A 22930-nucleotide genomic window follows, 5' to 3' on the forward strand; every position below is an offset into this window, starting at 1 on the left:
CGTGCAGGAGAATTAATCATGTCAAAAGATTTCGATTTGAAAGCGATGATCAGCATGGTTGACCGGATGTCACCCACGCTGAAAAACATCACCAAAAACCTCAACGTATTCCAAAGACAATTAAGCGCTGTCGGTAAAGGTGCGCCGATGTTGTCGGCTGGGTTTGTCGCGTCGATGGCGGCGCCGGCTAAGGCGTTTATGGATTTGGAGAATTCCGCCGTCAACCTGCAAAACACCCTGATGGATAAGAACGGGAATATCCCGGCGGTATTCCAGAAAATTAGCGAGGAAGCGATAAGGCTGGGGAAACAGTTGCCGGGATCAACAGCCGACTTTAACGCGATGTCGTCAACACTGAAAGCCCTTGGTGTTGATGCAAACTCCATTGCCAATGGCGTATTAAAGGCCACTGCTTACCTTGGCGTCGTCGGCAAAGACATCAATGTGACTTATGAGAGTGCCGCCGAGTCAATGGGCAAGCTCAGTCGGTCGTTTAACATTGCCGATAAGGATATGGTGCCGTTTGCCGATTCGATTCAAAGGGTGTTGTTCAACGGCACCAAGTTGGATGAGTTGCAATATGCTATGTCCCGCGTGTCTGGCTCGCTAAAGGTCGCCGGGAAACAAGGCCTGGAGGTAGCAAACCAAATGTTGCCGCTAGTCTCGGTCTTTACCAGCGCAGGGATTTCAGGCGAAGAGGCCGGGACCGGGATTCGCGAGATTATCAATCAGGCAGTAAAAATGAATAAATTCACGGGCATTCCAAAGCTGGTTGCCGATTTGGACAAAATGAACCACCTGCCGAGCAAGTTACGCTATGCAAAATTGGAAGGTCTGTTCGGCAAGGAACACGCCAGCAAAGCCGCGCTGATAACCTTGGAAAGCTATAACCGGCAAGTGCAGGCGATGGCCAACCAAGGCAGTCTGTTGGACAAAGTCGCCAACTCCGCCGGCACGCTTACTAACAAGGTGGAGACAGCCGGCGGCACCTGGTCCGATTTCATGGCGAAATTCGGCAGTCACTACGCGCCAGAACTCAAGAGTGCCGCCGACAACATGAACCATATCTCGGAAAGTCTAACCGGCTTTATTGATCAAAACGGGCCGGCGGTCATGACTGCGGTCAAGATGGCCGGGGCGTTTACCGGCGTCAAAGTCGCTGCTTGGGCCGCCGCCGGCGGCGTTGGCTTATTAAACGCCGCCTTGAAGATGAATCCCTTGATGCTATTCGCACAGGCCGCCATCGTTGCCGCACCGTTGATCATCGACAATTTCGACAGCATCAAGGAATCGACCAAGGGGTTAACCCAGTCGATGGTTGATCTGCTCAAGCAGGTCAACGATAACAAAGTGTTAAAAGCGATTGGCAGCGTACCGCTCTATCTGGGCCGTTCGGTTGGCAAACTGTTACCAGACTTCCCCGATTTGACGGTGCAGGGCGCAGGCGACATGCGTCCGCCCGATTATTACCAAAAGCAAAGCCTGATAGGCGGTAATCGCGGAGCCGTCGATGTGCGGGTAAGCTTCGATAATGCCCCGTCCGGCATGCGCGTGGCGCCGGCGCAAACGCGTGGTATTGCTAATGCCAAACCGGTCGAGGTAGGTTATCGCACCATCGGCACCCGAGATGCGTAGGTCATTTGTCCGCGCTTAGGCTTCCGCCGGTATTTCGCCGGCGGATTCTTATTTCTGCCATCCCAATCAAGGATGCTTCATGGCCAGGATTGAAAGAGTAAAACCGACCCTTTGCAGTCTATCGCGTTGTCTGATTGAATGGCAGCAACTTGATCATTACCGGTCGTTATAACTCATCATGCAAACTGAAGGATCACCACTACCAAAAGATATTCCAGTAATTTGGGCGGATTTCAATGCAGTCGGTTTAAGTCAAGAATCAGATGATAACTGCATTTATTCTTTGCATCGAGTCAGGCTGAAAGAATTAAAGCCTAAGGAAGGAATGGTAGTATTTATTTACGATGATGATGTTGACGATAATGGTAATTCAGAGATATTTGGTTATATAGCAACTCTCGAGAAAATATCTGGTTTTATTAGCCCTTGGCGAGCGAGACCCGATAAAACAACATGGTATAGAGGCCCAAAGACTTGGAATAAAGAAAATGATTTATAACCAATCGCTACACATATGCCTCTTTTGCTTGCTAGTGGGCTCTGTGTTAACTATTTCGGATAGTGCAACGTGAACCTCATTCTCGAAAAGACAGACCAAGTTCGTTACTTCACCAACATGTTGTTGATATTCAAGGCTCTCGGGCTATCCGCCGCAGATTACGATTGGTATGTCAGCGATATAGAGACAAATTGCCCTGATTCGATGTTTTCTCAGGACGACAGGTGGATTTCTGGACGGGAGCTGCAAGAGTTCCTGGAGAAAAACGATGTTCAGTTTATTTGGGCGGTGTTCAGTGCTGTACCGAAAGGGTTTCGTTTCGTTGTCGAGACGCCACCGTACATATACGACAATCCGAGTTACTGGAGTGGACATGAAGTATTGCCACAACTTGATGGCGCGCTCTTTGAAATAGTATGCTGGGACAGCAGCGCGACAATACTTGTTGGTCTTCCCGTGGAAGCGGAAGCATCATTCGTTCGCGCGTTTTCCGATACTCGTCCTCTCGTCAGCGTGGCCCAGCTAAATGGCTAACGCCATCAACGTGGACGGTCTCGGTCAAAGTGTTCAATCATTGATCTAAACCAGCCGTTCGACAAAACATCTTGATTGGCGGCAATTGGCCGAACTCGGTAATCTAAGAAAATTGGACCATCGGTTATTTTGCCCGAAGACACAACACAGAGCACATATTGAGGCACATTGAACCTTAAATTAAACGCTTTGAAACGCGATTGACCTTCGGGCAGACTCTACAAATAATTTGACATGTAACCAAATAACGGAGCAGAATGATTTCCGCCAGTCAAAACACTGGCACCGGGCGTGGAAACCTGGTCTGGTCATGGCGAAAATTCGCCGCATTCATCGCGGTTTTTTTACGCCCAAAATTTGCGTAGCCTTATTGTGTTTACATTATGGCGGACTGTCTGGGCAGCGTTAGGCGCTGGCCGGATCCATGACCCGGTTTTCCACCCCATTCAGTCCGTCGCCCGATACCGTGGAAAGTTTCGGCGGCGGTTTATCTACCTGTCATGGAGTAACCGATATGAATACTCACGCCTTGGGCAAAGTCCGCCCAATCACCACCCAACCCACCAACGCCGTTGATGATTTTTTCCGGCAAATGGCCGCTCTGGACGCCGAGCGCGAAACCGTAACCGCCGCCGGACTGCCGGCATTGACCCGGCTGGCGGCCATTGCCAACCGCGACACCGGCCAGGCCGGCACCGTCCGCGCTTTTCTGCTGGGTCTGTACAACGGCCACCGCTTCCCCTTCAATCTGGTCACGCTGCGCGGCTTGGATAAAAACTTGTTCGACGACTGCATGGCCGTGCTGGCGCTCGATGCCAGAGCCACCGCCAAGGAAATTCATTGTTACCTGGACAACGGCGACGAGTGCTTTCAGCGCTGGGCGCAAGGCGGTGCACAATGAGCCAGCAAACCGATTCCGCTCGTATCGAGCAACAGCTTGCCTTGGTTAATAACTTAACCCAGGCCTTTGGCTACGTGATCAACAGTCACGGCGAGGCCGTCAATCAAGCCAAACAAGGCTGTTTATCGGTCGACGACTTGCGCGATATGGTCGGCGCCAGTATCAACATGTTAGCGGCTTCTCAATCGGCGCTGACCACATTGATGTTTGAGTCCGGAGCGGCGCCGAAAGAAACCAGGGCCATGGTATTGACCAGCGGTGACCGTAACGTGCTGAATGCGTATCTGAAAAATATCACTATGGCGTCGAGCGCTATCGCTGGCAGCGCAAATTTGTTGTTCAAGTTCATGATCGATGACGATTGCGGTGATCAGATACCTAGCGAAGTAAAGTCAAACAATATCCGCGGCAGCTTGCTCGAATCTATTCTGGTGGCCAATGGGCAGATTTTTGGTGATGTGGAATCGCTCGAATGCCGGATCGGGCAGGTCACCGATAACGATCAAGAACAAGGCGGTGAGGCATGAGTAACGAATACTTAAACGCCGCTTTTCAGGTGCGGCTGATGGGTTCGGCCAAAGCCGTGTTGGTGGCGTTGGCGGATCGTGCCAACCGAGCCGGATACTGTAGCTCGTCGCTTGAAGATATTGCGCTGCGGGCTGGTTGTTCGCGGCGCAGTGCCATGCGGGCCGTCGCCGAGATGGAGGCGCTGGGGATGGTGGTCGTGGTGCGGGACAATGGCCGGCCGAATCGTTACCTGTTGATGGTTGAAAAGTTTTCAACAGCCGGTGACACCATGTCGCCGGATTTGGCAGGCTTTTCAACATCCAGTGACACGGCGTCACCGCCTGAAGTTATCCACACCGGTGACACCATGTCAAAAACCCGTGACATTTCAGCAAAAACCGGTGACACCTCGTCACCCAAACCATATAACCCAAATAACCATAACGCGCGGGCGCGCGAAGCCGGCGCCGTCCACAGCGGGCGTTCGCCCAGCAAGCCCGGCCGGCCACCTGAACGGCCGACCGGTCAAGCGAATGGGGGCAGCTTGGCGCCGCCTTTTCCAAAATCGCGCCGGTCTGGTGCTGTCGCCACTCGCGAATTAACCCACGTCAGAGCCTTTTTGCTCGAAACTGCAACGCCTCAAGGAGGTGAGTCATGACCACAAGCCCAATCAATTTCGAACACCGTATCCCTTGGGATAGCGATGATCGGCTACAGAGCTTTCACATTGAGGATGCTATCTGTTCTCCGCTGGAGCGAGCTAGGGCTGTGGCCGAGTTATTGGAAACGGCAGCAAATTGGGATGCTGAAAACCTAAATCCCGCAGTTGTTCGCGCCGCTGCCGAGATAATCCAGGCGGAGCTGGACGATGCCAATCTGTTGGCGAAAATTTGTCTGGAGCGTTCCACTCGCTACGGTAATCCGGAGACCGGCCATGAGTGAACAAAGCCAAGAGATCAACAAAGTCACGCCGGATTTTTCCCACCGCATCAATGTGAACTTTTACGAAAGCATGATGTACACACTAAGACGGGCGGAGGGGCTTGCCGACATGATGGAGGTCGCCGGCGAGGAAGATCGCCGTGACGCGTTGGGGCCGGATACAATCCGCTCAGTTTCTCACGCCATCCGCATGGAAATGGCCGATGCCAAGGCTATGTTGGATGCGTGGAATAAGGGTTGGCGGTGATGCGGTCTTTGGGGGGTAAAAATTAGAAACGCAGTAACTTTTACAGTAACTTTTGTCCTGTAAATTTATTGATATTGATTTTAAAGGGCTATTTGTTTGTTTCAAGTCCGCCCGTCGTGCTGTCGGCGGACGATTTAGATCCAAGAGAGGGAAGAAATGAATCAAAACAGCCCGACAGCTAGCCGGAATCCAGAAAATCTAGTCTATGCAGGACTTATATACAAGATAACTTTATCGACTGTGGTCCACCAATAGTTACACTCGATTCGCATCTAACCCGCTACCCTTCTACACAAAAACAGCTTTTGGTGTTCCCAATTCTTGGCGACAAGGCAATAAAGGAGATCAAATCATCGGGATGTATTGGCGAAACTAAAAACGCTGATCCAGTTAAATAAGCTCGAAACCGCTCACCATCTACGTGCCAAAATCCGCCAGATATTTGCCTATGCCATTGTGTATAACTACACCGGCTGCGAACCGGCTTCGCTCCGCCGGCGACGCCGCCCTCCATTTCAAAAGGCACAAAAAAGCCGCTGTGCAGCGGCTTTTCGTTGATCCCAATAAAGAAACGCTTAACGTTTTGAGTATTGAGGACGCTTTCTGGCTTTGTGCAAACCGACTTTTTTACGTTCCACTTCGCGAGCGTCGCGAGTGACGTAACCGGCTTTTCTCAACGATGGTCTCAAGGTTTCGTCGAAAACCATCAGTGCACGGGTTAGGCCGTGACGGATCGCGCCAGCTTGACCAGAAGGGCCGCCGCCGGTAACGATGATATTGATGTCGAAATCACCGGTTTTGCCCAACAATTCCAGCGGTTGTCTGGCAATCATTTCGTCGGTTTTACGGCCGAAATATTGTTCAACAGGTTGTTTGTTGATAGTGAATTTTCCTGAACCGATGGTGGCGTAGACGCGAGCGATTGCGCTTTTGCGACGACCTGTTCCGTAGTATTGAGCTGCCATAAACTATCTACCTGCTTAGAATTCTAAAACTTTAGGTTGCTGAGATTGATGATTATGCTCAGAACCAGCGTAAACTTTCAATTTTTTGAACATTGCACGCCCCAATGGATTTTTGGGCAGCATGCCTTGAACGGCGGTGGTGATGATTCTGTCTGGAAAAGTTTGTCTTAACTTGCCCAAGGAAGCAGACTTCATGTTACCGACATAACCAGTATGGTGATAGTACATTTTGTCTTTTTCTTTGTTGCCTGTTACGCCAACTTTCTCGGCATTGATAACGATGATGTAATCACCGGTATCAACGTGTGGTGTGAATTCGGGTTTGTGTTTTCCGCGAAGACGTCGTGCAATTTCAGTAGCAAGGCGACCTAATGTCTTTCCTTCTGCATCAATCACGTACCAATCGCGCTTAACTTCTGCGGGCTTTGCACTAAATGTTTTCATCTTTGCTTTTTAGTCTGTTGAGGCTATAAAAACCGTGAATTGTACTTAATAGGGCCGTTAACTTCAAGTCCCATTAGAGCTTAATTTTCAGGGAATGCAGTTTTCGGTACAAATGGGTGCGCTCCATACCGATAGCCGATGCCAGTTTGGCGACGCTGCCGCCGGTTTTTTCGAAATGATATTCCAGGTAGGATTTTTCGAAATGGTCGCGAGCTTCCTTCAGCGGCAAATTGAAAAACTCCGGTACATTGAGACCCAGCTTGGGTTGTTCTGCGATCGATCCAAGCGCGGTTTTCACTTCGTCCAGCTCAATGTCGTCACCGGCGCCTAGTATCATCAAGCGCTGTACCAGATTACGCAGTTCGCGCACATTACCCGGCCAGCTGTAATTACGCAAATAATTTTGCGCCGCCATCGAGAAACGCCGGAATGGCAGCTTTTCTTGAGTCACAAAATGATCGACGTAAAAATTCAACAGACTAGGCACGTCTTCGCTGTGTTCGCGCAGCGGCGGAATCTCCAGCGTCACCACATTCAGCAAATAATACAGATCCTGGCGGAAGCGGCCGCTGTTGACTTCTTCTTCCAAAGACATTCGGGTCGATGCGACGACTCGGACATCTACGCGCACCGCTTGGCTACCGCCAACCCGCAGGAACGAGCTGGATTCCAGCGCGCTAAGCAAGCGAGTCTGGGTTTCCGGATCCATGCCGCCAATTTCGCCCAGAAACAGCGTGCCGCGATGGGCTTGTTCCAACAGGCCGCGATAAACCCGGCCATTGTCCTCTCGGCCGAAAAATTCCACCGCAGAGTTTTCCGGCGAGATACTGCCCACCGACACGTCTACAAAGGAACCGTCGCGTCGGGAGCTGTTGTTATGCAAATAGCGGGCGAACATTTCCTTGCCGACCCCGGCTTCGCCGACGAACAATACCCTAGCGTCGTGTTGTGCCAGACGTTTAAGTTTATCCTTGGTACGTTCCACTACCGCGCTTTTACCGACAGGGTCCACGCCTATCATCAGCTGTTGTTTCAAGCCGGCGTTTTCGCGTTGTAAGGAACTGGTTTCCAGCGCACGTTCGACGATTAACAGCAACTTAGCCAGCGATAGCGGTTTTTCCAAAAAGTCGTAAGCACCAAGTCGAGTCGCTTCCACCGCCGACTCCACCGAGGCATGCCCGGACATCATGATCACCGGGCATAGCGCGTCGTCTTCACTAACCCATTCCCGCAGCAGGGTGATGCCGTCGCTGTCTGGCATCCAGATATCCAGCAGGATCAGATTAGGCGGGCGCTGATTTTTGAGGGCTTTGGCCTCCGTGGCGTTTTCGGCCATGGCTACATCGTAGCCTTCATCCTCTAGAATTTCCGACACCAATTGACGAATGTCCTGCTCGTCATCGACCACCAATATATACGGTGCTTGCTTATTCATTTAAAGTTCCCAAATTCAAAAACCGGCAGCTGGAGTAAAAACCCCGCACCGCCATTATAAGACGTATCAACCCAAATCACTCCGCCATGTTCTTCGACGATCTTTTTGACGATGGCCAGGCCCAGACCGGTACCTTTGGCCTTGCTGGTGACGTATGGGTCGAAAATGGTTTCAATCTGTTCCGCATTCAGGCCGCTGCCATTATCGTATATGCCCAATTCGACGTAATCGGTATTGTTGCGGCTAACTTTGGCAATTTTGATCTCGATGCGGCAGGGCGCCGTGGTGGCTTCCTGGGCGTTTTTGATCAGATTATGCAGCACCTGACGGATACTGACCGGGTCTGCCTCGACTAACACTCGGTCGCTGGCGAACAAGGTACTGAATACGATGCCGGACGGCAGGTACAAGGCGATGATTTCCTGAATCAAATCGACCAGATTGATTTTTTCCACCTGCTTTTTGGAGGGGCGGGCGTATTCGGAAAAATCGTCCACCATGCGTTTCATCGCTTCCACCTGCTGCACGATAGTGCGGGTACCCCGCTGTAGAAATTCGGCGGAACCGTCCTGTAATTCCTTGGATAGCTTGTGCTGTAAGCGTTCGGCGGAAAGCTGGATAGGCGTTAGCGGATTTTTGATCTCGTGGGCCAGGCGCCGCGCTACTTCGCCCCAGGCGGCGTTTTTCTGCGCTTGAATCAAGTCGGTGACGTCATCGAATACCACAACCGCCCCGGTGCGGCTGCCATGCTGCGAGAACAGTGGCGTGCCTCGGCATAGCAGCTCTTGCCGGCCGTTTGGGCCGAGAAATACGATGCGTTGCTCCCAGATATCGTCGGCTTTTTCCAGAAGGCTTTGGATCGCAGTCAGCACGTCCGCCAATTCACTGTGCATTGTGGCCAGGGTCGGCAGGGTCTGGCCGACAAAATGACTGACCGGGATGTGTAAAATCCGGTACGCGGCTTGATTGGCGGTGCGGATATAAAACGCCGCATCGAAACTGATGACGCCAGCGGTCAGATTGGCGAGTATGGTCTCCAGATAAGCGCGCTGATTTTCCACTTCCAAACCTGCCGCCCGGGTTTCGTCGCGGGAACGGGCAATGCGGCGGGTCATTTGATTGAACGATTCAACCAGAAAGCCCAGATCGTCTTGGCTCATCACAGGTAATTGTTGCTGATAATCGCCGTCGGCCACCGCCTGCGTACCTTTTACCAGTTCTTTCACCGGCGCGACGATGTTGCGGATGCTGATGAACGCTACCCAGATCGCCGCCAGCAAACTCAAAAGCAATACCAGCAGCAAGATCAGCGAGAAGCTGGTTTTCAGCGAATCGCGGAGGAAATTCATTTCCTGATAGCGGATGAAGGCAAACTCGATCGAATCGGCCAAATCGGTGACGCGCACCGGGACCGGATACAAGACTTGTAAAAACCGGCTTTGGTTAGCTTCAATGGCGACGATGATGCGTACCAGCATTTCGTCGTTATCGCCGGGGTCGAAGGCAAAATACTCTTTGTTTTGCCGTAGTTGCAGCCAGATTTGTTCGTCCGGCAGATGCGGCAGAATATCGCTGGGATTGACGCTGCTGGAGGCCAATACCCGGCCCTGATTGGAAAATACTGCAATTTCCAATGCCCCCGAGTCGGCCCATAGCGAGCCCACTTCGAGCGCGATCAAGGCTTCGGATTTATCGCGCAGCTGATCGGCCATTTGTTTGGTTTGCTTGATGTGCCAGTTCATACGCTGATTCATCGCCGACTGACTCAATTCCAGCGCGTCGTCCATGGCCCGGTCGATTTCGACGTTAAACCAGCTGTCTATGCCTTGATGCAGGAATTGCACGGAGAAATAAAACACGATCGCAGCCGGCGCCAGGGCCAGCAACACGAAAAGCGACACCATGCGCGTTGTCAGTCGGGAGCCGGCTTCCTTCTTTTTCAGTTCCCGCACCAGCGAATAGGCGTTGAATACGACCAGTCCGAGCAGAATTACCGATCCCAGGGTGTTGATTACCAGCAGCCAGGAATACAATTCGCCGAGTTCGGATGATTCTTGGGTCGCGCTGCTCATTAATTGCAGCGACAGCAGCACGAAGCCGAACAGCAATATGATCGAGGCGCTGGCCGGCAATTTTATTTTTGAATGGGCCATATGTGCCAAGTGCTAGAGAGAAACCAACGGTGATCGAGATAGGCGACTGGACGTAAGGGTATCGGTAACAGCTCGCGGTTGAACTGGGTTTTTACCGCCAATAGGTAGGGTTTGCCGGGTGGCAATACGTCGGTCGGAATCGGCGTGTCGTCGTGTACCGTTGCCAGAAAGTTCAAGGCGGCGCTCAAGGTAAGAAACATTTCGCTATGGTCGTAAGGCGTTTGGACTGCGTATTGATTCAACAGGGCATGGAATTGCAAGCTGTAAGCCAGGTTGTGGCGAAGAATCACGCTGTCCCAAAGCCAACCGGGTTGGCGCAGTTCAATCGATACGTTCCAGCTCAGCGGCACCCCTTTGTGGAGCGCTTCCTTGGCGGTCGGGCTGAGCCGGTAATCGATATGGGCCTGTACGGTGTAGCCCGCGTCGCCGTATTCCAGGTCGGCGGAGTCGATTCTAGCGGCGAAATCGCCGGCCTCGGCGACGGCCGGGCCAAATTGTAGGCAAAGCAGCAGCAGGCCGTAGCTAAGCGGATTTATACAGCTTGGCATAGTAAAAGCCGTCCATTTGCCGGTCGCCGGTGATGATCTGCCGGCCATGCGGGCGGGCGATGCCCCAGTGGCCGTCGATACGAATTTCGCTGGCGTCACTTTGTTCGGCGAGGAATCGGCCTATCTGCTCTTCGTTCTCCTGCTTCAAAACCGAGCAGGTGGCATATAACAATAGGCCACCGGGTTTGAGCAATTGCCAAGCGTTTTGCAGAATTCGGGCTTGTAACGCCTGTAAGGCGGTTATATCGTCTGGGCGGCGCAGTAGCTTGATGTCGGGATGGCGGCGAATCACGCCGAAACCGGAGCAGGGAGCGTCCAGTAATATTCTGTCGAATTGGCGGCCGTTGGCCCAGTTGCATGTCTGTTCCGCATCGGCGGCCAGTGTCTCGGCATGCAGATTTAAGCGCAGCAAGTTGTCCGTAACGCGCTGCAAGCGTTGCTGATCAATGTCTATCGCCAGCAAGCCGGCCAATGCCGGTTGGCGCTCCAAAATTGCCGCCGTTTTACCGCCCGGTGCTGCGCATAAATCCAAAACCTGTTGGCCGGCTTGAGGCTCCAGCAACTCGGCCGCCAACTGCGCTGCGGTGTCCTGTACCGAGGCTCGGCCTAGCTCAAACCCCGGCAACTGCTCGACGCCCAGGGCTTGATCGAGCCGTATCGCGGTCTCGCAACAGTCCACTGGTTGTGCGGCTATGCTTTGGGCGGTCAGTTCGTCAAGATAGGCGCCACGGCTGCCTTGCAGCAGGTTAATGCGCAAAGCCATCGGTGGCGCCTGATCGTTGGCGTGCAGGATTTTTTCGTAATGGTCGGGCCAGTCGTGGCGAAGCAAGTCCACTATCCATTGAGGATGGTTGTAACGGGCTTGGCAGTCCTCGGTACAGGCTTGTTGCAGGGGCTGGGCATCGCGCAGATATTGTCGAAGTATGGCGTTAACCAGCGATCTGGCCCAGGGTTTGTGACTGGTCGCCGCCACCGTTTCCGATACCGCGGCATGCGATTTAACGCGCATGTGTTGTAGTTGATATAGGCCGACCAACAACAAAGCCTTAATGTCGCTGTCTTTTTGCTTGAGCGGTTTGCTGAGCAGGCGGCTCAGCAAGAAATCCAGCGCGTAATAGTGGCGAATTACGCCGAAACACAGAGCTTGTACGAAAGCCCTATCCTTGCTGTCTTTTAATTTGGGCAGGCCATGTTCCAGCGCAGCCGTCAAGGATTGACCGTCGCTAAGAACGCGGGAGAGAATCTGTGCCGAGCAGCCGCGCAGATTCATGAACCAAGTACGACGCGGTCGGACGGGTGGGCATTCATAAAGTCTTTGCCGGCAATGCGCTTACCGCCGGGAAGCTGTACTTCCAAAAGCCGCAATACGCCATCGCCGGTCGCCACGTCCAGGGCGTGATTGCCACAATCGATAGTGCCGGGCGGAAGCTCTGCTGTTTTGTTTAACACTTCGCTACGCCAGACTCGCAATACTTGGCCCGTATAAAGGGTTTGCGCCACGGGCCAGGCATTCAGACCGCGCACTTTACGGTCGAGTTCGATGGCTGAATGTCGCCAGTCCAATATGGCTTCCTGTTTTTCCAATTTGTGGGCGTAGGTAACCAGGGTGTCGTCTTGCGGCTCGGCGATAACCGTGCCTTCAGCGATTTGCTCGACCACTTTGAGCAAGCCCTCAGCCCCCATTTGCGCCAATTGATCGTGCAGGTCGCTGGACGTACTGTCGGCTTCGATGGGGCATTCGATTCTATATAACATGTCGCCGGCATCGAGTTTTTTCACCACTTTCATGATGGTGATGCCGGTTTTGCTGTCGCCGGCCATGACCGCGCGATGAATCGGCGCGGCTCCGCGCCAGCGCGGCAGCAGCGAGCCATGCACGTTGATGCAGCCGAGTTTCGGAATGTCCAGCACTGCTTGCGGTAATATCAGGCCGTAAGCCACAACGATCAGTAAATCGGCGTCCAATGTTGCCAATTGGGCGACGGCTTCCGGGTTTTTGAAGTTTTCCGGCTGATAAATCGGGACGTTGGCGGATACGGCCAATTCCTTGACCGGGCTGGCGGTCAATTTACGGCCGCGTCCCGCCGGTCGGTCCGGTTGCGTATACACCGCACACACTTGCTGCCGCGAAGTGAGCAAGGCTTGCAAACTGGGCACCGCAAAATCCGGCGTCCCGGCGAACACGATTTTCATAGGTTTTCCTTATTAACCTTGCGCCTTGTGGATTTTATCCAGCTTGGCTTTAATGCGGTTGCGTTTGAAAGTCGATAGATAATCGACAAACAGTTTGCCTTCCAGATGATCCATTTCATGCTGAATACACACCGCCAGCAGATCGCGGGCTTCAATTTCGAAGCTTTCGCCGTCGCGGTTTAAGGCCTTGATTTTAATGTGCTCGGCGCGGCTGACTTTTTCGAAAAAGCCTGGTACCGATAGGCAGCCTTCCTCGGATTCTTCCACACCGTCGCGTTCTATGATTTGCGGATTGATCAGGCAAATCGGTTCGTCTTTGTTTTCACTGACATCCATCACGATCACGCGTTTATGGACGTTAACCTGGGTCGCCGCTAAGCCGACGCCCTTGGCGGCATACATGGTCTCTATCATGTCATCTACCAGTGTTCTGATGCCGTCGTCGACTGTGCTCACTTCCGCAGCGACCGTGCGCAGCCGTTTATCGGGAAACTCCAGAATCGTAAGAATACTCACCCATTACTCCACATGCTAACTTTAATGGCGGGATTTTATCCGAAATTGACTGTAGTTTGAATGTGAAGCCAAAATGCAGGCAAGGAAATATGGGTGCATGGATAGCGGAGCGGTCCTGTGCGAATCTGCTAGGCTGGGCGCGGTGCCGCTGGCATTCTATGTGAATTCATCTAAACTGTCCGGCAAAATCGATTGTTGGCGTTCAGACAATTGTTTCAATTATGCTCAAGTGGGACACGGCGTGTTGGCGGATGCCGGCCGAGTGTGCAGGCTAGGTGTTTGGCGGATTTTGAACGGTTTTAAAGCCTCTGGCAGGATATATTATGTTTCTTCACGTGATACTGGGAATCTTGATTCCGTTGTTTTTTACTTCTGTCGCTTGGGCTGACGAGCTGAAGATCAATCCCAATCATCCCGACCAATATACCGTGGTGAAAGGCGATACTTTGTGGGATATTTCCGGCAAGTTTTTGCAGCATCCTTGGGAATGGCCGCAACTCTGGCACAATAACCCGCAAATCAAGGATCCGCATTGGATTTATCCCGGCGATACTTTGTATTTCTCGTATGTGAACGGTGTGCCGCGTTTGAGTTTTTCACCGGAAGGCAACGAGGAAAAGATGCTGCCGCGTATGCGCGAGTCGTCTATCGATCAGGCGATTAAAATGATTCCCAGTGATTCTATCGTGCAGTTTTTGAATTCGCCAAAAATCGTTAGCGCCGAGGAATTACAGCATGCGCCCTATGTAATAGGTTTTGTCGGCGAACATCTGATCGCCGGTGCCGGAGATGGGGTATATGTCAGGGCAATCGAAGATCCGCAGGGCTTGGGCTACACAATTTATCGCCAAGGTAAGCCTTATATCAGTCCGGTAACGAAGGAAATTTTGGGCTACGAAGCGCAGTATATCGCCGATACCACCCTGCAGGAGCCGGGAGACCCGGCCACTTTGGTCATCAATAAATCCGATAGGGAAATCCAGCGCGGCGATCGATTGATGCCGACGGCGGAGGGTGAGTTGGCGCTGAATTATTTTCCTAGGCCGCCAAGCCATCAGGTGGTTGGCAGTATTATCCAGGTTAAGGGTGGTGTGTCGCAGATCGGTCAGCACGATGTGGTGGTCATCGATAAGGGAACCGCCGACGGCTTGGAAGTCGGACACACTTTGAACGTTTACCGTAGAGGGCATATCGTTGTCGATCGCTATCAATCGCAGGAAGCGGTGGCGGTGAAAATGCCGGATGAATTGGCGGGAGTGTTAATGGTGTTTCGGCCGTTCGAACGCGTTAGTTATGCCTTGGTAATGCAGGCATCTGCTGCGATGCACACGCTGGATCGAGTGCAAACGCCCTGATGAAGCGTCAATCGATCGGGTTGCCGTCGATCAGATTCTCAACCTAACCCTATTTTGGAAGTCTCACTCAAACCGCAACTCAAATATTGGCTGGCGATGCTGCGTTGCCCCGGCGTCGGGCCTCAAGCCATTCAGCGTCTGCTGGAACATTTTGAGCCTGCCGAAGTGTTTTCCGCTTCCCGCGCCAGTTTAAACGGCTTGGGTTTTAGTGAAAAATTGATCGACGCCTTGCAAAAGCCGGATTGGCAAAAGGTTGAAGAGGATATGGCGTGGTTGGCGCAAGCCGGCAACCACGCATTGACCTTCGACGATCTCGACTATCCGGCACAACTTAGAGAAATCAACAATCCACCTCCGTTATTGTTTGTTAAGGGCAATCCGGCATTGCTGCTCGAGCCGCAATTGGCGATGGTCGGCAGTCGTAATCCTTCTCCGGTCGGTGTCAGTACGGCGATCCAATTTGCCGAAGCTCTGGCCCAAGCCGGTTTTACCGTGACTAGCGGTCTGGCATTGGGTATCGATGCCGCCAGTCATCAAGGTGCATTGAATGTGAACGGTCGTACCATAGCAGTAGCGGGTACCGGACTGGATCGGGTCTATCCGGCCTGTCATAAACAATTGGCCACGCAAATCGCGGAACACGGTGCATTGGTTTCGGAGTTTCCGCCTGGCACAAATGCCAAAGCAAATCATTTTCCCAGGCGGAACCGGATTATTAGCGGTTTGTGCGTTGGGCTATTAGTGGTTGAGGCGGCGCAACAAAGCGGATCCTTGATTACTGCCCGTTTGGCGTTGGAGCAAAACAGGGAGGTTTTTGCGATTCCCGGATCGATTCATAACCCTTTGGCGCGCGGTTGCAACGCGCTGATCCGCCAGGGAGCCAAATTGGTGGAAACCGCTCAGGATATTTTTGAAGAATTAGGTCATTATAATCAACAGTATATGCGAGCCGAGTCGGAAATGGTGCAGACTTCGCTTGACCTGGAGCAGCAAAATCTATTGAAATTGATTCCGTACAGCCCCACAACGGTTGATACTCTGGTGCAAGAAAGCGGTTGGACTGTGGAAGAAATTTCCTCAATGCTGTTGGTGCTGGAGTTGCAGGGCTTCATTTCCGGGCTTGCCGGCGGTGGCTACCTCCGAATCAAATAAAGGTTCTAATGAAAGAAGACATTTTCGATGTGCTCATTTATCTGTTTGAAAATTATCTGGATGGCGACAGCGATAACTATCCGGACACCTCGGTAATCGCCAGCGAATTGCTGGATGCGGGTTTTCAACAGCCTGATGTCAATAAGGCGTTCGATTGGCTGGAGTCTCTGGCCGAAATTGAGAGCATCACACCGGCGGTTTCTTCCTCATTCCGCATTTTTAGCGGACAGGAAGTTGCCGTATTCGATATGGAGTGCCGCAATTTTTTGATGTACCTCGAACACAGCGGCATCCTGACGCCAATCAACCGCGAAATAGCGATTGATCGTGCCATGGCCCTGAAAGACGAAAACATTACGCTGGATAAATTGAAATGGATTGTTTTGATGGTGTTATTGAGTCAACCCGGCGATAGCGCCGCTTTTTCCCGAATGGAAGACATCGTTTACGACTTGATACCCACCTCTTTACACTGAGTTTTACACGGATAGCATGAGCAAAAGTTTAGTCATTGTAGAGTCGCCGGCGAAATGCAAGACCATAGAAAAATATCTGGGTAAAGACTTCCAGGTGCTGGCCTCCTACGGCCATGTTCGCGATTTGATACCGAAAGAGGGGGCTGTCGATCCGGAAAACGGTTTTGCGATGAAATATCAGGTCATCGACCGCAATCAACGGCATCTGCAGGAGATTGGCAAAGCCATCAAAAACGTCGATACGCTATATCTTGCTACTGACCCTGATCGCGAAGGCGAGGCGATTTCGTGGCATGTGTTCGAGCATCTCAAGGAAAAAAAGCTATTAAAAGACAAAGCGGTGTTGCGGGTGGTGTTTCATGAAATCACCAAAAAAGCCGTGACCGATGCCATTGCTCATCCCACTGAATTATCGAATAACCTGGTCAATGCCCAGCAAGCGCGGCGCGCTCTGGATTATCTAGTCGGTTTTAATTTATCGCCGCTGTTGTGGAAGAAAATTCGCAGAGGTTTGTCGGCCGGCCGGGTGCAAAGCCCGGCTTTGCGGATGATCGTCGAGCGCGAGATGGAAATCGAGGCATTCAAGACCCGCGAATATTGGTCGCATACTGCCGAAGCCAGTGCGCAAGGGCTGCCGTTCAAAGCCAAGCTAACGCATTTCAATGGCGAAAGGCTGAATCAGTTCAGTTTTACCGACGAAGTCCAAGCCAACCAAGTCAAACAAAGCTTACTGGATGCGGCCGATGGACAGTTAATCGTTGCCAAACTGGAGAAAAAACAGCGCAGCAAAAATCCGGCACCACCGTTTATTACCTCTACCTTGCAGCAGGAAGCGGCCCGTAAGCTGGGCTTCACCACCAAGCGGACGATGATGGTGGCACAGCAACTTTACGAAGGTATCGATCTGGGCGGCGAAACCGTCGGCTTGATTTCTTATATGCGTACTGACTCGGTGAATCTGGCCGAAGAGGCGCTTGCCGATATTCGCACACTGATCGCGGAAAAATACGGTGCCGACGATGTGCCAAAGGAGCCGCGCCGCTTCAAAACCAAATCTAAAAACGCTCAGGAAGCGCACGAAGCGATACGGCCGACGTCCGTGCAGCGGCTGCCAGAGCAGGTGAAAAACCGGCTCAGTGCCGAGCAATTCAAGCTCTACGATCTGATTTGGAAGCGTACCGTCGCTTGTCAGATGATCCACGCCACCTTGAATCAAGTGGCGGTCGATCTGAATTGCGGCAGCGGTCAGAATGTATTTCGCGCAACCGGTTCCACGGTGACCAATCCGGGCTTCATGAAGGTGTATCTGGAAGGCGTGGACGATAGCAAGGAAGCCGCCGACGATCAGGATAGTCTGCTGCCGCCGATGGAAGAAGGGCGTCCGGTGGTCTTGAATGAAATTGCGGCAACCCAGCATTTTACCGAGCCGCCACCGCGTTACAGCGAGGCTAGTCTGGTCAAAGCCTTGGAAGAGCACGGCATCGGCCGGCCGTCCACCTACGCGACGATTATCTCAACCTTGCAAAACCGCGAATATGTGACGATTGACAACAAGCGGTTTTATCCGACCGACGTGGGGCGCATCGTTAACAAGTTCTTGACCGAGCATTTCACGAAATACGTCGATTACAGTTTTACCGCCAATCTGGAAGACGACCTGGATGCCGTGTCGCGCGGCGAGAAGGATTGGATTCCGTTGATGAACGACTTCTGGCGGCCGTTCACGCAGTTGATCAATGAGAAAGAAGAAAGCGTGCAGCGCAAGGATGTGACGCAAGAAAGCATAGATGAGCACTGCCCGGAATGCGGCAGTCCGCTGTCGATTCGCTTGGGGCGTAATGGCCGGTTTATCGGCTGTACCAATTATCCGACTTGTTCCTATACGCGTAATCTGGGTGACGACAATGCCGGCGCCGCAGCGGCCGAACCGGAAGTGGTGGAAGGGCGGGTTTGTCCGAAGTGCGAATCTACGCTGGTGATCAAAACCGGGCGTTATGGCAAGTTTGTCGGTTGTAGCGCTTATCCGAAATGCAAGCACATCGAACCCTTGGAAAAGCCGTCCGATACCGGTGTCGAATGTCCGCAATGTAAAAAAGGCGCAATTCTTAAGCGCAAAGCGCGTAGCGGCAAGATCTTTTATTCCTGCTCGGAATACCCGAAGTGCGATTATGCCTTGTGGGACGCGCCGATCAAGGAAAGCTGTCCGGATTGCAATTGGCCGATTTTGACCTTAAAGACCACCAAGCGCCGCGGGACTGAAAAAGTCTGTCCGCAAAAGGAATGCAAATATGCTACACCCTATGAGGGCGATGCCGACGATGTGAATGGCCCCGCTTGATGGCGCCGCAAGCGCTAGGGTAATGTCACTTTTTGGCCGACCTTAAGCCCGTGCTTATCGATAAAGCCAGCGTTTAGTTCCAGCATGTATCTGGCAGACGCTTTGGAATCGTAAATCCTGCACGGGTCTTTGCGGCAGGGTTGCAAATTTTTCAGCAACGCCACGATATAGCCTTCGCCGGACAAAAACACGACATCCAATGCCAGCAAGGTGTTTTTCATCCACATGCCGCGCCGCGCTTGGTCTGGATAGATAAATAGCATGCCTTGGTCTCCGGCAAGTTCCTGACGAAACATCAAGCCTTGTTCGCGCTCGCTTTCATTGGCGGCGATAGCCACGTAGACGGTTCGTTGTTGTTCTTCAAACGTGATTTGTCTGTTGAATTCGCTTCGCGGGTTTTCGTTTGCCTTTGAACAACAGGCAATAATCAGTAATAGCGGTCCGAGTAAATGGCTGAGTAATCGTGGTTTCATACTGGGCGCCGGTAATATAAAGTTGTTTTTGAGGGGGCGGCTGATTATAATGCCGCGTTCAATTATTTTGCGAGCGTGGCGAAATTGGTAGACGCGCTGGATTTAGGTTCCAGTGGTAACCCCGTGGGAGTTCGAGTCTCCCCGCTCGCACCATTCCCACGTTATCCGTAACGATACGACCTTAAGTTCCCCAGATTTAAACATCGCCGGCAGGTCTCCCAAAATATAAAACCGTATTTTTAATTTTTTGAGGTAATGCAATGCAAGTTTCTGTCGAGAAGACATCAGAATTAAGCCGAAAAATGACAGTTAGTATTCCTGATGCCGTGGTTCAGGAAAAAATGGAAACTCGCTTTAAAAAACTCGCTCGCGAAGTAAAAGTGGATGGTTTTCGTCCCGGTAAAGTACCCGCCAGCATGGTTAAAAAACTTTACGGCGATAGAGTCAGAAACGAAGTGACGGGTGACCTGATTCAATCGACTTATTTCGAAGCGCTGCAACAGCAAGACTTGAATCCGGCGGGCCACCCGCATATCAAGCCGACCGAAAAAACCGAAGGCTTCGAGTATGTGGCCGAGTTTGAAGTGTATCCGGAAATTGCATTGGACGGTGTTAGCGATTTGAAAGTGGATCGTCCCTCGGCAACGGTTGAAGAGACTGATGTCGACAACATGATAGAAAAGCTCCGTCAGCAAAAGAAAACCTGGAATACCGTAGAGCGCGCTTCTCAGGAAGGCGATCGCGTGACGATTAATTTTTCCGGTGTGGCTGACGGCGAGAATTTTACCGACGGTAAAGTAGAAAATTATCAGGTCGAGATTGGCGGCAAGCAGATGATTCCGGGTTTCGAAGACGAGCTGAAAGGGTTAGTCGCTGGTGCCAATAAAACGTTTTCGGTTACGTTTCCCGAGCAATACAACAGCGAAAAATTGGCGGGTAAGGTTGCCGAGTTTGAAATCGAGCTGAGCAAAATTGAAGAGCCTGTGTTGCCTGTGGTAGATGAAGAGTTCATCAAGGCTTACGGTGTGGAAGAAGGCGATGCTGCCAGCTTCCGTAGCGACGTACGCGCCAATATGGAGCGAGAGTTAAGCCAAGGCCTGAAAAACAAGTTGAAAAATGCGGTGATGGATGCGTTATATGAAAATATCAGCATTGCCATGCCGAATGCGCTTATCGATCAAGAGATTCAAGCGTTGATGAAGCCTTACGCAGAACGCGCGAAAAATATGCGTTTGAAGCTGGAAGATCTGAATTTGCCGAGAGATGCCTTTGAAGGCCAAGCCAAGCGCCGAGTGGCGTTAGGTCTGATATTGGGCGAAATCATTCAAAAAAATGATATTAAAGTCGATGCCGATAAAGTGCGTACGGTTATCGAGGATATGGCGAAGAGTTATGAGCGCCCCGAAGACGTTGTGAACTGGTATTATGCCGACAAGGCCCGTCTAAATGATGTGCAGCAGATGGTTTTAGAAGATCAAGCTGTTGCGTGGATTGTCAGTCAGGCTAAAATCACCGACGTAACAGTTGGTTTTGATGATGTCATGGAAAAACAGTAACGAATGAGGGCTAAACGTGTTTAACCAAAATGTGATGAGCGAAATGATGGCGCCGCAAGCGGCGGGCGGTCTAGTGCCGATAGTGGTTGAACAAACAGCCCGTGGGGAAAGATCGTTCGATATTTATTCCCGTTTGCTGAAAGAGCGGGTAATTTTTCTGGTTGGTCAAGTGGAAGATTACTCGGCTAATCTGGTGGTAGCGCAATTGTTGTTCTTGGAGTCTGAAAATCCGGATAAGGATATTCATTTGTATATCAATTCTCCGGGCGGCTCGGTGACGGCCGGTATGTCAATTTATGACACCATGCAATTTATCAAGCCGGATGTCAGTACCATGTGTATCGGTCAGGCCGCCAGTATGGGGGCTCTGTTGTTGGCGGGTGGCGCCAATGGTAAACGCTATTGCTTGCCGCACTCCAGGGTGATGATTCATCAACCTTTGGGTGGTTTTCAAGGTCAGGCATCGGATTTTGATATTCATGCCCGAGAGATTTTGGCTATTCGCGATCGATTGAATAAGATTCTGGCTCATCATACCGGGCAGCCGTTGGAAAAAATCCAGCAGGATACGGATAGGGATAATTTCCTGAGTTCTCAGCAAGCGGTTGATTACGGTTTGATCGATAAGGTATTGACCAGTCGTACTGTTTGATAAGTGTCGCGTTGCCTCGTCTAGAGTGCGGAGTGATTTGAATGTTGGTTTTTGATATATTTCATCGCCATGACGAGGCAATGTATCACGGTGGAGTCTGTCTATGAGTAGAGACAAGAAAGGTAAAGACGATGAAAAGCTTCTTTACTGTTCTTTTTGCGGTAAAAGTCAAAATGAAGTCAGGAAACTGATTGCCGGCCCATCCGTTTACGTTTGTGACGAATGCGTGGAATTATGCAATGACATCATCAGAGATGAGTTGCTGGAAGACGAGATGTCGGTGGCCGGCGGAGCTTTGCCCAAGCCTAAGGAAATCAAGCAAGAGTTGGACGGTTATGTCATCGGCCAGGAAAATGCCAAAAAAATTCTGGCCGTGGCTGTATATAACCATTACAAACGCTTGCGCAGCAACAGTAAAAAGAACGACGTCGAATTGGCGAAAAGCAATATCCTGCTGATCGGGCCTACCGGTTCCGGGAAAACCCTTCTGGCTGAAACTTTGGCCAGATTACTGGATGTGCCTTTTACCATTGCCGATGCCACGACTCTGACCGAAGCAGGTTATGTTGGCGAAGATGTTGAAAACATCATTCTAAAGATTCTGCAAAAATGCGATTACGATGTGGAAAAGGCAGAAACAGGGATTGTTTACATCGACGAAATCGACAAGATTTCCAGAAAGTCCGACAACCCTTCAATTACTCGGGATGTGTCGGGTGAGGGTGTCCAGCAGGCGCTGCTGAAATTGATTGAGGGTACGGTGGCTTCCGTGCCGCCGCAAGGCGGTCGTAAACACCCGCAACAGGATTTCTTGCAGGTTAATACTGCAAATATTCTGTTCATTGTGGGCGGTGCGTTTGCTGGCTTGGATAAAGTCATCAAACATCGCACCGAGAAGGGCGGTATCGGTTTTTCTGCCGAGGTTAAAACCAAAGACGATAAACGTAACGTCGGCGAGATTTTTGCCGATGTCCGTTCCGAGGATTTAATCAAATATGGATTGATTCCGGAATTCGTCGGTCGTCTGCCGGTTATCGCGACACTGGACGAACTGGATGAAGCCGCGTTGATTCAAATTCTGACCCAGCCTAAAAATGCCTTGATCAAGCAATACAAACATTTGTTTGAAATGGAAGGCGCTGAGTTGGAATTTAGGGATGATTCCTTATCGGCGATTGCCCGTAAATCGATGGAAAGAAAGACCGGCGCTAGAGGTTTGCGCACGATAGTCGAGAATGTGTTGTTGGATACCATGTACGAATTGCCTTCCAACGACAAAATATCGAAAGTTGTGATCGATGAGAGTGTGATTTTGGGTAATTCGGAGCCCATCTTGGTCTACGAAGCCGAGCAAAAGTTGGTGGCTTCGGACGTTTAGCTATTGGATTCGATATTGTCCGCCTGATTTT

Annotated in this window: 25 protein-coding genes and 1 tRNA gene; 17 read left to right on the forward strand and 9 right to left on the reverse strand. The window is 51.5% G+C overall.

All coding sequences use genetic code 11. From position 1 onward, the window contains the following. Positions 1-18 precede the first annotated feature (18 nt). The 9 genes from ACH50O_RS01465 (at position 19) to ACH50O_RS01505 (ending at position 5823) form a co-directional block, all read left to right on the forward strand. Positions 19-1635, forward strand: a complete 1617-nt coding sequence (locus ACH50O_RS01465) for a phage tail tape measure protein (protein WP_446810293.1) — start codon at positions 19-21, stop codon at positions 1633-1635. A 178-nt stretch (positions 1636-1813) separates the two neighbouring features. After that, positions 1814-2134 carry a hypothetical protein gene (locus ACH50O_RS01470; RefSeq protein WP_446810294.1) on the forward strand — a complete coding sequence of 107 codons (321 nt, stop codon included), beginning with the start codon at positions 1814-1816 and terminating at the stop codon, positions 2132-2134. 69 nt (positions 2135-2203) lie between these two features. Further along, positions 2204-2668 (forward strand): hypothetical protein, encoded by a 465-nt coding sequence (locus tag ACH50O_RS01475; RefSeq protein ID WP_446810295.1) that lies wholly within the window; start codon positions 2204-2206, stop codon positions 2666-2668. A 424-nt stretch (positions 2669-3092) separates the two neighbouring features. Further along, entirely contained in the window at positions 3093-3569 is a 477-nt protein-coding gene (locus tag ACH50O_RS01480) for a DUF7673 family protein (protein WP_446810296.1), read from the forward strand. Beyond that, the gene (locus tag ACH50O_RS01485) at positions 3566-4096 is read left to right on the forward strand and encodes a hypothetical protein (RefSeq protein WP_446810297.1); all 531 of its coding nucleotides are present in this window, start codon (positions 3566-3568) and stop codon (positions 4094-4096) included. The genes ACH50O_RS01480 and ACH50O_RS01485 overlap by 4 nt, the downstream gene beginning before the upstream one ends. Beyond that, entirely contained in the window at positions 4093-4734 is a 642-nt protein-coding gene (locus tag ACH50O_RS01490; RefSeq protein WP_446810298.1) for a helix-turn-helix domain-containing protein, read from the forward strand. The genes ACH50O_RS01485 and ACH50O_RS01490 overlap by 4 nt, the downstream gene beginning before the upstream one ends. Continuing rightward, positions 4731-5018 (forward strand): hypothetical protein, encoded by a 288-nt coding sequence (locus tag ACH50O_RS01495; RefSeq protein ID WP_446810299.1) that lies wholly within the window; start codon positions 4731-4733, stop codon positions 5016-5018. Before ACH50O_RS01490 ends, ACH50O_RS01495 begins: the two co-directional genes overlap by 4 nt. Further along, positions 5011-5265, forward strand: coding sequence for a hypothetical protein (locus tag ACH50O_RS01500; RefSeq protein WP_446810300.1), 255 nt, complete (start codon positions 5011-5013; stop codon positions 5263-5265). The genes ACH50O_RS01495 and ACH50O_RS01500 overlap by 8 nt, the downstream gene beginning before the upstream one ends. Positions 5266-5628: 363 nt before the next feature. Further along, positions 5629-5823, forward strand: coding sequence for a hypothetical protein (locus ACH50O_RS01505; protein WP_446810301.1), 195 nt, complete (start codon positions 5629-5631; stop codon positions 5821-5823). Between the two features lie 17 nt (positions 5824-5840). On the opposite strand, the gene rpsI is transcribed toward ACH50O_RS01505, so the two are convergent. The 8 genes from rpsI to def all read right to left on the reverse strand — a co-directional run bounded on the left by rpsI (position 5841) and on the right by def (position 13519). Then, complete coding sequence (gene rpsI / locus ACH50O_RS01510) at positions 5841-6230, reverse strand: 30S ribosomal protein S9 (RefSeq protein ID WP_020482942.1); 390 nt, start codon at positions 6228-6230, stop codon at positions 5841-5843. Positions 6231-6245: 15 nt separating this feature from the next. Further along, positions 6246-6674, reverse strand: coding sequence for a 50S ribosomal protein L13 (gene rplM / locus ACH50O_RS01515; protein ID WP_446810302.1), 429 nt, complete (start codon positions 6672-6674; stop codon positions 6246-6248). 73 nt (positions 6675-6747) lie between these two features. Further along, a complete protein-coding gene (locus ACH50O_RS01520) occupies positions 6748-8109 on the reverse strand; it encodes a sigma-54-dependent transcriptional regulator (protein ID WP_026601903.1) in 1362 nt (453 codons plus the stop codon). After that, entirely contained in the window at positions 8106-10262 is a 2157-nt protein-coding gene (locus ACH50O_RS01525; protein ID WP_446810303.1) for an ATP-binding protein, read from the reverse strand. The genes ACH50O_RS01520 and ACH50O_RS01525 overlap by 4 nt, the downstream gene beginning before the upstream one ends. Next, complete coding sequence (locus tag ACH50O_RS01530; RefSeq protein WP_446810304.1) at positions 10244-10810, reverse strand: DUF4390 domain-containing protein; 567 nt, start codon at positions 10808-10810, stop codon at positions 10244-10246. The genes ACH50O_RS01525 and ACH50O_RS01530 overlap by 19 nt, the downstream gene beginning before the upstream one ends. Further along, entirely contained in the window at positions 10785-12080 is a 1296-nt protein-coding gene (gene rsmB, locus ACH50O_RS01535) for a 16S rRNA (cytosine(967)-C(5))-methyltransferase RsmB (protein WP_446810305.1), read from the reverse strand. The genes ACH50O_RS01530 and rsmB overlap by 26 nt, the downstream gene beginning before the upstream one ends. Beyond that, positions 12077-13003 carry a methionyl-tRNA formyltransferase gene (fmt, locus tag ACH50O_RS01540; protein WP_446810306.1) on the reverse strand — a complete coding sequence of 309 codons (927 nt, stop codon included), beginning with the start codon at positions 13001-13003 and terminating at the stop codon, positions 12077-12079. The genes rsmB and fmt overlap by 4 nt, the downstream gene beginning before the upstream one ends. Positions 13004-13015: 12 nt before the next feature. Next, positions 13016-13519, reverse strand: a complete 504-nt coding sequence (gene def / locus ACH50O_RS01545) for a peptide deformylase (RefSeq protein ID WP_446810307.1) — start codon at positions 13517-13519, stop codon at positions 13016-13018. A 323-nt stretch (positions 13520-13842) separates the two neighbouring features. Between def and ACH50O_RS01550 the strand changes: the two genes are divergently transcribed. From ACH50O_RS01550 to topA, 4 genes are read left to right on the forward strand one after another with little or no spacing between them, the layout of a single operon-like run. Then, positions 13843-14874, forward strand: a complete 1032-nt coding sequence (locus ACH50O_RS01550; protein WP_446810308.1) for a LysM peptidoglycan-binding domain-containing protein — start codon at positions 13843-13845, stop codon at positions 14872-14874. A gap of 54 nt (positions 14875-14928) precedes the next feature. Further along, positions 14929-16026 carry a DNA-processing protein DprA gene (dprA, locus tag ACH50O_RS01555; protein ID WP_446810309.1) on the forward strand — a complete coding sequence of 366 codons (1098 nt, stop codon included), beginning with the start codon at positions 14929-14931 and terminating at the stop codon, positions 16024-16026. Between the two features lie 8 nt (positions 16027-16034). Beyond that, positions 16035-16502, forward strand: a complete 468-nt coding sequence (locus ACH50O_RS01560) for a DUF494 family protein (RefSeq protein ID WP_446810310.1) — start codon at positions 16035-16037, stop codon at positions 16500-16502. 16 nt (positions 16503-16518) lie between these two features. Next, positions 16519-18840, forward strand: a complete 2322-nt coding sequence (gene topA, locus ACH50O_RS01565) for a type I DNA topoisomerase (protein ID WP_446810311.1) — start codon at positions 16519-16521, stop codon at positions 18838-18840. A gap of 14 nt (positions 18841-18854) precedes the next feature. On the opposite strand, the gene ACH50O_RS01570 is transcribed toward topA, so the two are convergent. After that, on the reverse strand, positions 18855-19313 hold the full coding sequence (locus tag ACH50O_RS01570) for a DUF192 domain-containing protein (protein WP_446810312.1): 459 nt from the start codon (positions 19311-19313) through the stop codon (positions 18855-18857). Between the two features lie 69 nt (positions 19314-19382). On the opposite strand from ACH50O_RS01570, the gene ACH50O_RS01575 reads away from it, so the two are divergent. From ACH50O_RS01575 to clpX, 4 genes are all read left to right on the forward strand, one after another. Continuing rightward, positions 19383-19466 (forward strand) — tRNA-Leu (locus tag ACH50O_RS01575). Positions 19467-19615: 149 nt separating this feature from the next. Next, positions 19616-20869: a trigger factor gene (tig, locus tag ACH50O_RS01580; RefSeq protein WP_446810313.1), complete on the forward strand. Its 1254-nt coding sequence runs from the start codon at positions 19616-19618 to the stop codon at positions 20867-20869. 46 nt (positions 20870-20915) lie between these two features. Continuing rightward, on the forward strand, positions 20916-21521 hold the full coding sequence (gene clpP / locus ACH50O_RS01585; RefSeq protein ID WP_446812100.1) for an ATP-dependent Clp endopeptidase proteolytic subunit ClpP: 606 nt from the start codon (positions 20916-20918) through the stop codon (positions 21519-21521). Between the two features lie 103 nt (positions 21522-21624). Then, the gene (gene clpX / locus ACH50O_RS01590) at positions 21625-22899 is read left to right on the forward strand and encodes an ATP-dependent Clp protease ATP-binding subunit ClpX (RefSeq protein ID WP_446810314.1); all 1275 of its coding nucleotides are present in this window, start codon (positions 21625-21627) and stop codon (positions 22897-22899) included. The last annotated feature ends 31 nt before the right edge of the window (positions 22900-22930 follow it).

Source organism: Methylomonas sp. 2BW1-5-20 (assembly GCF_052474515.1).

Coding starts and splice junctions, on each gene's coding strand:
- ACH50O_RS01465 (WP_446810293.1), top strand. CDS start 19: ATGTCAAAAGATTTCGATTTGAAAGCGATGATCAGCATGGTTGACCGG.
- ACH50O_RS01470 (WP_446810294.1), top strand. CDS start 1,814: ATGCAAACTGAAGGATCACCACTACCAAAAGATATTCCAGTAATTTGG.
- ACH50O_RS01480 (WP_446810296.1), top strand. CDS start 3,093: ATGACCCGGTTTTCCACCCCATTCAGTCCGTCGCCCGATACCGTGGAA.
- ACH50O_RS01485 (WP_446810297.1), top strand. CDS start 3,566: ATGAGCCAGCAAACCGATTCCGCTCGTATCGAGCAACAGCTTGCCTTG.
- ACH50O_RS01490 (WP_446810298.1), top strand. CDS start 4,093: ATGAGTAACGAATACTTAAACGCCGCTTTTCAGGTGCGGCTGATGGGT.
- ACH50O_RS01495 (WP_446810299.1), top strand. CDS start 4,731: ATGACCACAAGCCCAATCAATTTCGAACACCGTATCCCTTGGGATAGC.
- ACH50O_RS01500 (WP_446810300.1), top strand. CDS start 5,011: ATGAGTGAACAAAGCCAAGAGATCAACAAAGTCACGCCGGATTTTTCC.
- rpsI (WP_020482942.1), bottom strand. CDS start 6,230: ATGGCAGCTCAATACTACGGAACAGGTCGTCGCAAAAGCGCAATCGCT.
- rplM (WP_446810302.1), bottom strand. CDS start 6,674: ATGAAAACATTTAGTGCAAAGCCCGCAGAAGTTAAGCGCGATTGGTAC.
- ACH50O_RS01520 (WP_026601903.1), bottom strand. CDS start 8,109: ATGAATAAGCAAGCACCGTATATATTGGTGGTCGATGACGAGCAGGAC.
- ACH50O_RS01525 (WP_446810303.1), bottom strand. CDS start 10,262: ATGGCCCATTCAAAAATAAAATTGCCGGCCAGCGCCTCGATCATATTG.
- ACH50O_RS01530 (WP_446810304.1), bottom strand. CDS start 10,810: ATGCCAAGCTGTATAAATCCGCTTAGCTACGGCCTGCTGCTGCTTTGC.
- rsmB (WP_446810305.1), bottom strand. CDS start 12,080: ATGAATCTGCGCGGCTGCTCGGCACAGATTCTCTCCCGCGTTCTTAGC.
- fmt (WP_446810306.1), bottom strand. CDS start 13,003: ATGAAAATCGTGTTCGCCGGGACGCCGGATTTTGCGGTGCCCAGTTTG.
- ACH50O_RS01550 (WP_446810308.1), top strand. CDS start 13,843: ATGTTTCTTCACGTGATACTGGGAATCTTGATTCCGTTGTTTTTTACT.
- ACH50O_RS01560 (WP_446810310.1), top strand. CDS start 16,035: ATGAAAGAAGACATTTTCGATGTGCTCATTTATCTGTTTGAAAATTAT.
- topA (WP_446810311.1), top strand. CDS start 16,519: ATGAGCAAAAGTTTAGTCATTGTAGAGTCGCCGGCGAAATGCAAGACC.
- ACH50O_RS01570 (WP_446810312.1), bottom strand. CDS start 19,313: ATGAAACCACGATTACTCAGCCATTTACTCGGACCGCTATTACTGATT.
- tig (WP_446810313.1), top strand. CDS start 19,616: ATGACAGTTAGTATTCCTGATGCCGTGGTTCAGGAAAAAATGGAAACT.
- clpP (WP_446812100.1), top strand. CDS start 20,916: ATGGCGCCGCAAGCGGCGGGCGGTCTAGTGCCGATAGTGGTTGAACAA.
- clpX (WP_446810314.1), top strand. CDS start 21,625: ATGAGTAGAGACAAGAAAGGTAAAGACGATGAAAAGCTTCTTTACTGT.